Genomic DNA, 12,953 nt, shown 5'->3' on the forward strand with positions numbered 1-12,953 from the left:
TCTTTTAATATTTTGAAAACTTCAAGTAAATTATAGTACTTTTAATGCATATTTTTTTAGTTTAAAATAGTTTTTTACTCCCATTTTATTCCTCTAGAATTTTTAATATAAGTTAAACGTCATTTAGGGTACAATAACACAATTTTATATGTAATTCTTATTGGAGAAAACTAAATGGACGCAGCCAAATATATTTGGATGAATGGCGAATTTGTAGCATGGGATAATGCTAAAACACACGTACTTTCACACACACTACACTATGGAAACGGTGTTATTGAAGGAACAAAAGCATACAAGACTGCAAAAGGGTATGCAATTTTTCGTTTAAATGACCATACGAAAAGATTAAAAGAGTCTGCAAAAATGACACTTATGGATATTCCATATTCTGTTGAAGAGATGAATGAAGCACAAATTGAACTTCTTAGAAAAAATGAATTCACTGGAGATAACGTTTATATCAGACCATTTGCATTTTTAGGTTACGGTGTAATGGGTGTTTATCATAAAAATGCTCCTGTTGAAACTGTAATGGCTGCATGGGAATGGGGCGCATATCTTGGAGAAGAGGGTCTTAAAAAAGGTATCAAGCTGAAAATTGCTTCTATGACTAGACCTGCTAATACTTCAAATATGGGTAAAGCAAAAGCTACTGCAAACTACCTAAACTCACAAATGGCAAAATATGAAGCTATTGATTGTGGATATGATGAAGCACTTTTATTGGATGATCAAGGTTATGTTGCAGAAGCAAGCGGTGCATCATTTTTCATGATCAAAGACGGTGAGATTATTACACCTCCAAGTGACAATGCTTTAGCATCTATTACACAAAAAACTGTTATTGAAATTGCACAAGATATGGGATATACAGTATCTCGTCGCCGTATTACTCGTGAAGAAGTATATGTTGCAGATGAAGCATTCTTAACAGGTACAGCTGCAGAAATTACTCCAGTTGCACAAGTTGATGCTAGAGCAATCGGTATCGGTTCTCGTGGTGAGATTACAGAGAAACTTCAAAGTACATATTTTGATATTGTTTTTGGACGTAATGCGAAATACGAGCACTACCTTACATATATTGACTAGGTAAAAGAAGTAAGTTCTTTTAGACCGCTCAGGTCATAAAACAAGGGAATCGTTCGCTTTTGCGATGTTTCCTTGAAAAGTTTGACATCAAGATGTCAGAAACAGAAGGAAGAAGGAAAGATTAAAATGAAAGAAGAGAGTATTAAAATGGCCTCAGATATGAATGATTATTTTAACAAGAAAAAAAGTGAAAGCGGCTATAAAAAAACATCATCAAACTCAGGTGGCGGCAATAACGGTCCAAAAGGTCCTCAAATGCCTAATATTGAGTTTAACTTTGGTGGTGGAAAAGCGGGACTTTTATATTTTATCATTGCTATTGTAATTGTTTTAGTTCTTGCAAAACCTTTTACAATTATTGAAGAGGGACAAAGAGGTATTTTAAGTACAAATGGTAAGTATGAAGACCAAGCACTTTTACCGGGACTTCATTTCATCATCCCAATCATTCAAAAAGTATATCTTGTAGATACAAAAGTACGTGTAATAAACTATGCAAGTAAAATTGAAGCTACTTCAAATACTTCAGGGATCTTAACAAAACCTGCTATTACGGTACTTGATAAACGTGGTTTACCGGTAAGCATCGAATTAACTGTTCAATATCGTCTGAACTCTCAATTAGCAGCACAAACAATCTCTAACTGGGGATTTAGCTGGGAAGATAAAATCATCAATCCTGTTGTTCGTGACGTGGTACGTAATGTTGTAGGTAAATATGAAGCTGAATTATTACCTCGTGAAAGAAATACAATAGCTCGTGCTATTGAAACAGGTATTAGAGAAAACATTGAAGGTTTAGAAAACTCACCTGCAATTTTACAATCAGTACAACTTCGTGAGATAGTACTTCCACAAAAAGTAAAAGATCAAATTGAACGTGTACAAGTTGCAAAGCAAGAAGTTGAACGTGCACAACAAGAAGTACAACGTGCAAAACAAGATGCATTAAAACGTGCAGCTGAAGCACAAGGTGTTGCAGATAAAGCACGTATTGAAGCACAAGGTAAAGCAGATGCAGTTATGATTGAAGCAAAATCTCGTGCTAAAGCAAATGATTTAATTTCTAAGTCATTAACAACGAAACTTTTACAATTAGAGCAGATTAAAGTACAAGGGCAATTTAATGATGCGCTTCGTGAGAATAAAGACGCTAAAATTTTCTTAACGCCTGGTGGAGCAACACCAAATATCTGGGTAGATATGAAAAATGCTCAACAAAGAACATCTACGGCACAATAATAATGCAAGAGATATTAAATAGAATAGATTGGGAGAAGCAAGAGCTTCTTCCTGTTATCGTACAAGATGTGGCAACTAATGAAGTGCTTATGATGGCTTATATGAATAAAGAAGCACTCAAACTTTCATTGGAAACAAAAACAGCTCACTATTTCTCTAGAAGTAAACAAAGACTTTGGAAAAAAGGGGAGAGCAGCGGGCATATACAAACAATCCATTCATTTAATATCGACTGCGATAACGATACTCTTTTGATCAAAGTGACACAAGAAGGTGTGGCATGCCATACGGGCAGAAAATCTTGCTTTTTTACAGAGCTTGAGAGTGGAGAAACTATTAGTGAAGTAGAAGTAGATACTACAGCTGCATATGGTGTAATAGATACACTTTATCACACTATCCAAGAGCGTAAAAATTCAGATCCGAGTGAATCTTGGACGGCAAAACTTTTACATAAGGGTGAAAATACCATCCTTAAAAAAGTTGTCGAAGAAGCGGGTGAATATTGTTTCGCACACAAAGACAACGATGAAGAAGAGATGGTTTATGAAGCAGCCGATCTGACATATCACATGTTGGTTGCCCTTGCAAGTAAAAACATCTCTCCTGATCGTATCAAGCAAGAACTTGCTCGTCGTTTCGGTATGAGCGGTATTGCTGAAAAAAATTCGAGGGACGATAAGTAGTCCTGATGAGAAGCAGTAAATTCCAAAACTTTGTTGATGGACTCGTTACTCAGGACTTTATACTCTTTGGAAGTATATTAGTCCTTTTTATTCTTCTGATTGTTTTAGCTCTTTTCATGAGAGAGAAACTAAAAACAGCCATATTCTTAGTTCTTCTTGCTTTTACTATTGTAGTCCTTGGCCCAAGCTATGGATATATAAAATTACACGAGTACATTTTTAAAAACAAAGTGGAATTCTTAAGTCAAAAAAAACTTAATTTTGTTGAAGCGGTAGTTGTAAAAGGGAAAGTGACAAACATTTCAACTAGAGATTTTAGAGAATGTAGAGTTAGCGCTTATGTATTTAAAGCTTCAAGCAATAAATTTAAAAATTACATCTATGGATTAAAGCCATTGCAAAAAATGTCGATAGATATAGATGGACTCTTACAAAATGAAACGAAAGAGTTCAAAATCATTGTTGAACCATTTAAGTATGAGTATAACTATAATATTTCTTTAGAGGCTGATTGTCAATGACCGAATTAAATTACGTACACTATATAACTTTTTTTATAATATTTCTTCTTTTTCTCTTTGGTGTATATAAGTCACTACAACAAAAGAAGACTTCATTAAAAACTTCAATGTTATTTTCAGTAACCCTTATTACTCTATTTTTATTTATATTAAGTGTGATTGTTGTTGATAAATATACTAAGAAAGTTCAGCTCTCTAAATTAAAAAATAAACGACTTTTATCTGTTGAGAAGATAGTTTACACGGGTATTGTACAAAACACAGGAAATTTTACGATTGGAAAAGTAACAATTGAAATAAAGCTTGTAAACCGTGGTCATGCTACAGGTAATGTAAAAGGTGAAAACTTTTTTCAATCAACAGGCTTATTTAAATTCCTGAATGAAGGGATGGGAATAGATAAAGATAAACCTCAAACTATAACTAAAGAGTTTGTAATTGCAGAGAAATTAGGTGCAGGCAAAGCAAAACAGTTCAGAGTATACTTTGATTACCCGCCTTATTTTAGAAACGTATCAGATTTTGTTAGTGTCAAAGCTCACTAATATTTTAAGCCTACTTTTTTCAAAGCAGCATTAATATGTCGTACTTGCTCATTTTTATCTCTACACCACTGTGGTGCTAAGAGAGAATTGTCATCTATCCCTGCAGTGATTCTTTGTACGTTGACATTAGCAGGTTTCATCTCAATTGCTTTTAAAAGAGTATCAAGGTAAAGCTCTTCACTGATGGGCTGGAACTCTCCACGTGCATACTCATTCGCCAGTGCTGTTCTTTTAACGACATAAAGAGGATGATATTTAACAGAGTCTATACCCCATTCATATGCCTGTTTTGCAGTCTCTAACATCATTTCTTGAGTCTCACCCGGTAAACCGAAGATAAGATGCCCACAAACATGTAAGCCTGCTGCTTTTGACTTAAGTATCCATTCTTTTACATTTGCACTGTCATGTCCGCGGTTGATACGCTCTAATGTTTCATCGTAAACCGATTGTATTCCAAATTCAATCCAGATCTCTTTTTTACGTGAGAGTTCAGACAAATATTCTAAGGTCTCATCTGTAATAGAATCACTTCTTGTCCCGATGCTCAGACCTACAACATTCTCAAATGTTAAGGCTTTATCGTAAAGTGCTTTGAGGGTTTCAAAAGGAGCATAGGTATTTGTAAATGATTGAAAATATACAAGAAACTTTTCAGCCCCGTACTCTTTTTTTTGTCTTGCCGAGATTGCTTGAAACTGCTGTTCAAGTTGTAAAAGCTGTTTTTCTAAAAAAGGATTTTCTTGAGAATTGAGATTGAGATGAAACCCTTTTAATTCTTGTACCTGATCGGTACTAGCACTAAAAGAGTCATTTTCACAAAAGGTACAACCCCCTTTTGCTACTGTTCCATCTATATTTGGGCATGTAAATCCCGAGATGTTTATACCAACTTTATAAACTTTGCAGCCAAACTTATCTTTTAAGTAGCTGCCAAATGTATAGATTTGTTGCATTAAACGATATATTTACCTGTAAAACAAGCTGTACAATATGTCTCTTCTTCAGCATTTACACTACGAAGTAATGCTGCTTCATCAAGATAAGCTAATGAATCTGCTTCAATATATTTACAGATCTCATCTACACTCATATTTGCTGCGATCAGTTTATCTTTATCCGGAGTATCAACACCGTAGAAACATGGATCTGTTGTCGGTGGAGAAGAGATACGCATATGAACTTCAGCAGCACCTGCTTCTTTTAGCATTCTAACGATTCTTCTTGAAGTAGTACCACGAACGATAGAATCATCAATCACGATTACACGTTTACCTTTAATTACTTCAGGCATTGGAGAAAGTTTCATTTTTACTTTAAGATCACGCATCTCTTGAGTAGGTTCGATAAACGTACGGCCGATGTAGTGATTTCTCATGATACCCATTTCGTAAGGGATACCACTCTCTTGCGCATAACCGATTGCAGCAGGAACACCACCATCTGGAACAGGGATAACTACATCAGCTTCAATTGGCTCAATTTTCGCTAATTCTTTCCCCATATTTTTTCTTGTTTTATACACAGACTGACCAAATACAGTTGAGTCCGGACGAGCAAAATAAACATACTCAAAAATACAGTGTTTTGGAGTAGGCTCAAATACTTTAATACTTTGAGGTGCTTTTCCCTCTTCAAACACAAGTAATTCACCCGGTTCTACGTCACGGATAAAAGTAGCACCTACAAGGTCAAATGCACATGTCTCACTAGCAACTATGTATCCACCGTTTGATAAACGACCAAGACTTAGTGGTCTAAAGCCATGACGATCACGCATAGCGAACATTTTTGTTCTACTTAAAAATACTAATGAGAAAGCACCTTCGATTTTTTCAACTGCATCGATAATTCTGTCAAGCAGTTTCTCTTTTGAACTTTTTGCAATCAGGTGAATTAAATTTTCCGTATCCATAAATGTTTGGAAAATAGCACCTTTTTCAATTAAAGAGTCTCTTACCTCTTGAGCATTTGTAAGGTTTCCGTTGTGAACGATTGCCATTTCACCAAGATCGTATCTTGCAAAAACTGGTTGTGCATCTAAGATTGAGTCATCACCTGCAGTTGAGTATCTTGTATGACCTACTGCACTAGTTCCTCTTAAAGTTTCTAGTTTTTTCTCATTAAAAACTTTCATAACTAAACCGCGATCTTTGATAGTGTGTACTTTTTGACCGTCTGCAGAAGAGATACCTGCAGCTTCTTGACCACGATGTTGGAGAGAATGGAGAGAGAAATAAGCTAGTTTAGAAGCTTCCTCATGACCAAAAATCCCAACAACTGCACATTTTTCATTCATGTTTTCACGCAAAATAGAGTCCTTGTTTGTTTCTACTTAAATTAATATTGCAATTATACTCAAAAAAACTATAAAGAAGATGAAAGAAGAATTTCGTAGATCTTTCGAACAAGACAGTTTTAAGATATAATAATTGGAACTATATTTGCTTTTTTAAGACATCAAACTAAAGAGGTAGGCAATATGGATATCGTACTACGCGACAATCTTATTCTTATTACTACAGACTTTGATACTCTAAATACACCGTGGATGCGGGAATTTTTAAACCATCACACACGTGGCATGCTCTTTTTGCCTAAAGCTGTTTTGGTATTTAGAAATGAGTCTTTAAAGCAAATTCGAGAAGATTTTTTACATAAACTGAGTGAACATCATGCAAAAGTGCACGACTTCAATCATCAATTTTTTCTCCGTTCAATGCTCAAGTACGGTTCTCAACCTATTAAAATCGTAATGAATAAAATGGAAGAACCTGAAACCGTAAAGGTTAACCTTTATGCATACGATAAAAATACAGTACTTATATCCCTTGACCAACCAAATGCCTGGATAATAAATTATATGCGTTCACAACTTGAAGTTTATGTTGAGAGGGGGACGGATATTTCACTTGTTGTTGACGTGAGTGACTTTAAAGCGAAATCAAGATTGGAAAAAGCACTCAATAAAAAGCATATTCTCCACTATCAAATTCAGTACACTTTCGATAATAAGTTTATGTCAAAACTCTATAGTGACTTTGCAAGTTTCAGCTTTGGTGATCTTGTAAAAGAGAATACTATAGAAGAGAAAAAACACTTCTATACGATCTTAGAATGCCCGATAGGTGCGAGTCAAGATGCATTAAAGAAAAGTTATAAGAAGCTGACAAAAGTGTATCATCCCGATAAAGTATTCCATGAAGCACCTCATATGGTGGAACATTACACGAATAAATTCCAGCTTCTACAAGAAGCATATGAAGCATTAAGGATTGTTAGCTAAAAAGCATTTTTGGATTGGAACCTTTTGGGTTGCTTTTGACAAGTGCTTTAAAATCCTCACTTGAATAAAGTGCCAGGTTTACCCCCGCCATCGCTTCGAGTTCTTTGGAAAAACCTCTTTTTGAAAAAAGCACGATCTGGGTAGGGACTATGTTAAGTCTTTGACATTTGTCATTGATCTTATGCAGTTCTTTTTTATTTATTTTGTGATTTGTCCACTTACATTCACCTACGTATATTCTCTGATTTTCTGTTACTGTCAAGATATCTATCTCAACATTGGCATCCCAATAACTTCCTGAGCTGATAATATGCGCATCTCTAAGATTATAGTTTAGTAACAGTTCAGATAACTCTTCATATACAAGACTTGTGTATGAGTTATGTCTAAGCTCAAAGTCTTCCAGTACTTTTTCAAAATCTCCTTCTTGAATAGCTTTAAAATTGGGACTTATAAAATAAAACCAAAAGCGTATAAAAGGATAAGTAAAAAAGACTTTATGAGAAATTCTGTGTTTTGCATCTGCACGTTTGAGTTTTGCTTTGGGAGACTCTTGTCTTGGATGGACTTCACGAGAGTATTCCATTTCGATAAGACCTTTTTCCTGCAAGTAGTTCAGTGCAGCACCACCATTACCGTTATTTAATCCTGCCCGGTTAAAAGCTGAAAAGATTTTGCGATCACCGACTGCCAAAGCACGAAGTAAGCGTTTGTAGGATTTATCACCGAGTGTAAGTTCCTGCACTTTTTCATAGAGTTCGTCAAAGTTTTCCAGTACTAAAGTGTGGATAAGTTCTTTGAGGCTTTTTGTGGTGTCAATATCCCAGTCAAGTCCGCCGAAAACAGCGAAGTAAGAGATCTGTGTTTCCATATCATCGGGATAGTTTTTAAAGTAAAACGAGCGAAACTGCTCAAGAAGCCTTAAGTTTGTCATGGAAGTATTGTAGCATAAGTTCTGTTTTTTGATTATAGCTTTTTCTATTTTTGTTACTATGTATAATAAGCCCTGTTCATGAGTTCCAGTGAACATTTTGTTTCAAAAACGTTTCTTGCACTCAAGGCTTATTGCATTTCACTACCCCATTTGACAGCATCTATTCCATATTTTTGACGTAACAATTGTGAGGAGAGTGTGAGGCGGTGCATTTTTTGCTCATCAAAAAAGTTCAAAAGAGAGAGTTCCCTTTTTGAATGTTTTGTAAAGTTTCCTGCCTGAATACTCAGTCTAATAACACGAAGTCTTCTCTGTGTGTCGGCTTGAGTAAACAGGTCTATACATAAAGTGTCAAACTTCTTGTCTGTGAACACTTCTGCCAAAGAGATATTAGCATGAGATTTTTGACTTAGTTCATAGGCTATTGAAAGATGAAAAGTGGTGGGTATTACATCGAGTTTCATAATTGCAAAACTAAGGTGGCGTGCTAAAATATGTACGCGTCTACGTAATTCCACTCTATCGAAAATGGGTTCAATAGTACGGGAGATTCCAATCGATTTTCTCTCACGCTTTGTCTGAATTTCACCATCAACCTCTCCATTAACACGTTTATAAAGCTCCTTTGCATAAGGTCCCCATGACTCTAGCGTTCCACGTCTTTTTCTAAGCTCTCCGAGTGTATGTATCTGCACTGAGTGAAGTTTTTGCCGCATACTTCTGCCGATACCGGCAAAATCCTCTACCTTGATCGGATTTACGAATTTGTCAAAATCCCATGGATAAATAGCTTTAGAGCCAAAAGGTTTAGCATAGGAGGTTGCCAGTTTTGCGATGTAACGTGTCGAAGCTGCTCCGATAGAGACGGGAATATTTAAATCTTTTTTGATCTCGTGACGCAGGGTGTCTATAAAATAAGGCACATCTTCATCTTCGATCCACCCTTTGAGATCACCGTAAAACTCATCAATACTTGCCTGCTCAATCAACGGAATCCTTAGCATCAGGTACTCATGCAGTTTATGGGAGAGTTCTTGATACAAACTCATATTCGGTGCTTTTATAATAAGATCTGGACACAGTCCTAGGGCTTCTTCGATCCGCATTGCAGTTTTGACACCGTACGCTCTTGCTTCATAACTAGAAGTTGTCAGGATCCCGCGTATTTTTCCGTCACTATCGCGAAAGCTGTCAAGATCATCATCTTTTTCCTCATATGCTTTAAAAAAAGTGGGTACGAAACTTCCGGAGTTTTCAAAGTTGACGGTTTGATTTTTGGCACTTGTATCAAATATTTTTGTATCGCTTCGTCCACCAATTGCAACTGGCTTATGTTCCAGACTTGGATCTATGGTACGAATGGCGCTAACAAAAAAACAGTCTATATCTATATGTATTTTCATAAGTGGATTGTATGAAAAAAAAAGAGTAATTTTTTGTTTTATGTCAATTTGCAAAAAATTTACTATAATTTGGAAAATTTTCTTTGAAAGTACACTATTTTATGAAGTATCTACTCGTTTTTTTAGTTCTTTTTTTCAGTGCCTGCAGTGTGAAGCAGCTTGAAAAAAGTTCTAAGATGGTTGTTTTTAAAACGCAAAATATTCGCTTTTCCGATCTTGGGTATATCGGTGTAGACGACAAGAGTGTAGAGATCGATCTCTATGTTGTCGGTAAGGCGTTTAAAAAGATCACGATTGACGGGATGATCTGTATTGAGGGGGAAGGGTGTATGAGAAAATCCTCTTTTAATGAAGAGTACCTCTCAAGTGCATATCCCGATGACCTGCTAAAAAATGTTTTTTTAGCAAAACCTATTTATGAGGGAAAAAATTTACTCAAAACAAATTTAGGCTTTGTACAAATTATTCAGGGTAACGGTGTAGATATTGTATATAAAGTAGAATTAGACGAAATCTATTTCAAAGACAGAGAAAACAAAATATTAATAAAGATAAAGGACGTACAATAATGGCAAAATTTGTTGGAGCACATACAAGTGCAAGCGGCGGCGTATATAATGCGATCACAAATGCACAAGAGATAGGGGCAAAAGCATTTGCACTTTTTACAAAAAACCAAAAAAGATGGGATGCGAAACCTTTTGATGCAAAAACATTGGATATTTGGTTTGATACACTGGAAAAATCGGGAATTTTACCAAAACATATTTTGCCGCACGATTCATATTTAATTAATCTCGGGCATCCTGAAGCAGATAAGCTGGAGAAAAGCCGTGAAGCATTTATAGATGAATTACAACGTTGTGAGATTCTAGGCCTTGACAGACTCAATTTTCATCCGGGAAGTCATCTTGTAAAACTCTCTGCAAAAGAGAAAAAAGATTTAGATTATTTAGCAAAAGTGGAAAATGAGTGTCTTGATGTAATCGCAGAATCTATTAACTTTGCACTTGACAAAACAAGCGGTGTAAAAGCGGTAATAGAAAACACTGCGGGACAAGGAACAAATTTAGGATACAAGTTTGAACATTTAGCACGCATTATTGATAAAGTAGAAGATAAATCTCGTGTGGGTGTTTGTATAGATACTTGTCATATGTTTACGGCAGGGTACGACATTAGAACTCGCGAAGCATACGATAAAACTTGGAATGAATTTGGTGAAATAGTAGGATTTGAATATTTAAGCGGGATGCATATCAACGATTCTAAACCGCCACTTGGAAGCCGCGTGGACAGACACCACTCTTTAGGTAAAGGTGAGATTGGACTTGATGCCTTTAGATTTATTATGAATGATGAGAGAATGGATGATATTCCACTTGTGTTAGAGACGATTGATGAGTCTATCTGGAAAGATGAGATTGCACTTTTATATTCTTTTGTAGATTAAGTTTAGTTGCTGTAAGATAGACAGATATAATTTTAAGGATTTTTTTGAAAACATTAGCAGATTTTTTAAATACAAAAGATGTCGAAAAGAGTGGTATATTTATACACTTGAAATGTAGTGTAGATGAAGCAAAAATGCTTCGCTATGTTTTAAAAAAATATGTTGAAGGGCAAGATGATGTTTTGGTTTTTCAACTGCTTCAAGACCTTTATACTCATACAAATTTTGAGTATTTGGACAATTTACGAGGGGTAAAAAACCTTTTAGAATTGGGATGGTTACATCAGCAAAGTTTTACTCCGATCAAGATAGCAGACGTAACACCTTTAGAGCTTTTAAACTCTGCCGTTGGACTAACACCGCCGTTTTTTAAACTTCTGCAAGAAGGCTCACTTGACCTTGACTTGCCGGAAATAAAACCGTACGCAGATCATCTTGAGTATCTTCAGGATCAGTTCTTTAGAATAGAGTTGTACCAAAAGATGAGCGTAATCCGCCAGAATGTACATGAGCACTCTTTAGGGATAGACCGTCTGCAAAACAAACTCAAACTTTTAGAAAAAAGAATTGATGAAAGAGTTGCACAAACATCGGAAGAGTTAGTACTTGACCGTTTCTTTAAACAAAAGAAGATGAACAATTACGAGCAGGTGATCTTTTTGGCACTGCTCCGCGAAGAGTACAGCTCAACTGATATTTCACTACGTGAGATGAATACTCTTATTGATCTGATTTCGTTAGATGAATATGAGAGAATTAAAAACCGTTCACTTTTAGAAGACGGCTCAAACCTGATCGAAAGCGGTATTATAGATTATGAAGAGATGCTGAATCCTTTTGGTGGAATCTCTAGAGCTTTTTATATTGTTGATGAAGTACTTCAAAGTATTATGCATCCTCAAAAAACAAAAAAAGTAACGCGTTTGAAACTTAATGCTTTAATCGAAGAGCAAGATATTTTTGAGCTTGTAGAGCCTGAAAGCTCACTCGATGATGTAGTGCTGAATCCTAAAACGAGAGAAACCTTAGAAAACCTGATGAAACAAGTAGACAAAGAGGTGGTTGCACGTCTTGTAAAATGGGGTATAAAACAGAAAAAATCTGGAATCGATGCACGCATTATTTTTTACGGAGCAGCAGGTACCGGTAAAACAATGACTGCATATTCACTCGCGAAGTCTTTAAAACGTCAGGTTTTAGCATTTGATTGTTCAAAAATTCTCTCTATGTATGTAGGTGAGAGTGAAAAGAACGTAAGAAAGATATTTGATACTTTTTATGAGCTGACTGAAAAGACAAAAACTGAGCCTATTTTACTTTTAAATGAAGCAGATCAGTTTTTAGGTGCAAGAAGCAGCGGTAACATTACGGGTTCTGATCAGATGCATAACCAGATGCAAAATATTTTTCTTGAACAGATAGAAAATTTCCGTGGAATGCTTATAGCAACGACAAACTTACTTGAGAATATAGATAGTGCATTTTCAAGAAGATTCAACTACAAAATTGAGTTTAAAAAGCCCGATTATGAGCAAAGAGTTCAATTATGGAAAAAGATGCTGCCAAAAGATGCACCGTATGAAGAGGGCTTTAATAAAGAAGAACTTGCTGAGTACTCTTTAACAGGTGGACAGATCAACCTGATTATAAAAAATACGGCTTACAAAGTTGCTGTTAAAGAGGACCCAATCTTTTTAATGAAAGATTTTAAAGATGAGATTGGACGTGAGAAAACTGGAAGTTTTGACAATGAAAAGTCTATGGGATTTTTAAATAAATAATTTTCAG

13 protein-coding genes are annotated in these 12,953 nt (G+C 35.6%); 9 read left to right on the forward strand and 4 right to left on the reverse strand.

Annotated elements, in window-relative coordinates:
• Nucleotides 1-174 precede the first annotated feature (174 nt).
• The 5 genes from P6N22_RS05490 (at nt 175) to P6N22_RS05510 (ending at nt 4,089) form a co-directional block, all read left to right on the forward strand.
• Entirely contained in the window at nt 175-1,095 is a 921-nt protein-coding gene (locus P6N22_RS05490; protein ID WP_280330936.1) for a branched-chain amino acid transaminase, read from the forward strand.
• Between the two features lie 147 nt (nt 1,096-1,242).
• Nucleotides 1,243-2,337 (forward strand): SPFH domain-containing protein, encoded by a 1,095-nt coding sequence (locus P6N22_RS05495; protein WP_280331128.1) that lies wholly within the window; start codon nt 1,243-1,245, stop codon nt 2,335-2,337.
• Between the two features lie 2 nt (nt 2,338-2,339).
• Nucleotides 2,340-3,023, forward strand: coding sequence for a bifunctional phosphoribosyl-AMP cyclohydrolase/phosphoribosyl-ATP diphosphatase HisIE (gene hisIE, locus P6N22_RS05500; RefSeq protein WP_280330938.1), 684 nt, complete (start codon nt 2,340-2,342; stop codon nt 3,021-3,023).
• A gap of 5 nt (nt 3,024-3,028) precedes the next feature.
• Nucleotides 3,029-3,544 (forward strand): DUF2393 domain-containing protein, encoded by a 516-nt coding sequence (locus P6N22_RS05505; RefSeq protein ID WP_280330940.1) that lies wholly within the window; start codon nt 3,029-3,031, stop codon nt 3,542-3,544.
• A complete protein-coding gene (locus P6N22_RS05510; RefSeq protein ID WP_280330942.1) occupies nt 3,541-4,089 on the forward strand; it encodes a DUF2393 family protein in 549 nt (182 codons plus the stop codon). Before P6N22_RS05505 ends, P6N22_RS05510 begins: the two co-directional genes overlap by 4 nt.
• On the opposite strand, the gene P6N22_RS05515 is transcribed toward P6N22_RS05510, so the two are convergent.
• The gene (locus P6N22_RS05515; protein ID WP_280330943.1) at nt 4,086-5,045 is read right to left on the reverse strand and encodes a TIGR01212 family radical SAM protein; all 960 of its coding nucleotides are present in this window, start codon (nt 5,043-5,045) and stop codon (nt 4,086-4,088) included. The genes P6N22_RS05510 and P6N22_RS05515 overlap by 4 nt on opposite strands.
• Complete coding sequence (gene purF / locus P6N22_RS05520) at nt 5,045-6,400, reverse strand: amidophosphoribosyltransferase (protein WP_280330944.1); 1,356 nt, start codon at nt 6,398-6,400, stop codon at nt 5,045-5,047. The genes P6N22_RS05515 and purF overlap by 1 nt, the downstream gene beginning before the upstream one ends.
• Before the next feature lie 171 nt (nt 6,401-6,571).
• On the opposite strand from purF, the gene P6N22_RS05525 reads away from it, so the two are divergent.
• A complete protein-coding gene (locus P6N22_RS05525) occupies nt 6,572-7,375 on the forward strand; it encodes a J domain-containing protein (protein ID WP_280330945.1) in 804 nt (267 codons plus the stop codon).
• Here P6N22_RS05525 and P6N22_RS05530 read toward each other — a convergent pair.
• Nucleotides 7,368-8,309, reverse strand: coding sequence for a DUF234 domain-containing protein (locus P6N22_RS05530; RefSeq protein ID WP_280330947.1), 942 nt, complete (start codon nt 8,307-8,309; stop codon nt 7,368-7,370). The two genes, P6N22_RS05525 and P6N22_RS05530, sit on opposite strands and share 8 nt — an antisense overlap.
• 128 nt (nt 8,310-8,437) lie before the next feature.
• Nucleotides 8,438-9,712, reverse strand: a complete 1,275-nt coding sequence (locus P6N22_RS05535; RefSeq protein WP_280330949.1) for a DNA polymerase IV — start codon at nt 9,710-9,712, stop codon at nt 8,438-8,440.
• Between the two features lie 101 nt (nt 9,713-9,813).
• Between P6N22_RS05535 and P6N22_RS05540 the strand changes: the two genes are divergently transcribed.
• Genes P6N22_RS05540 through P6N22_RS05550 form a run of 3 tightly spaced genes read left to right on the forward strand, consistent with a single transcriptional unit; the run spans nt 9,814 to nt 12,946 of the window.
• Nucleotides 9,814-10,281, forward strand: a complete 468-nt coding sequence (locus P6N22_RS05540; RefSeq protein ID WP_280330951.1) for a hypothetical protein — start codon at nt 9,814-9,816, stop codon at nt 10,279-10,281.
• A complete protein-coding gene (gene nfo, locus P6N22_RS05545) occupies nt 10,281-11,165 on the forward strand; it encodes a deoxyribonuclease IV (RefSeq protein ID WP_280330953.1) in 885 nt (294 codons plus the stop codon). Before P6N22_RS05540 ends, nfo begins: the two co-directional genes overlap by 1 nt.
• 44 nt (nt 11,166-11,209) lie before the next feature.
• Complete coding sequence (locus tag P6N22_RS05550) at nt 11,210-12,946, forward strand: ATP-binding protein (protein ID WP_280330955.1); 1,737 nt, start codon at nt 11,210-11,212, stop codon at nt 12,944-12,946.
• Nucleotides 12,947-12,953 lie beyond the last annotated feature (7 nt).

Source organism: Sulfurimonas sp. C5, from assembly GCF_029872055.1.
GTDB lineage: Bacteria > Campylobacterota > Campylobacteria > Campylobacterales > Sulfurimonadaceae > Sulfurimonas.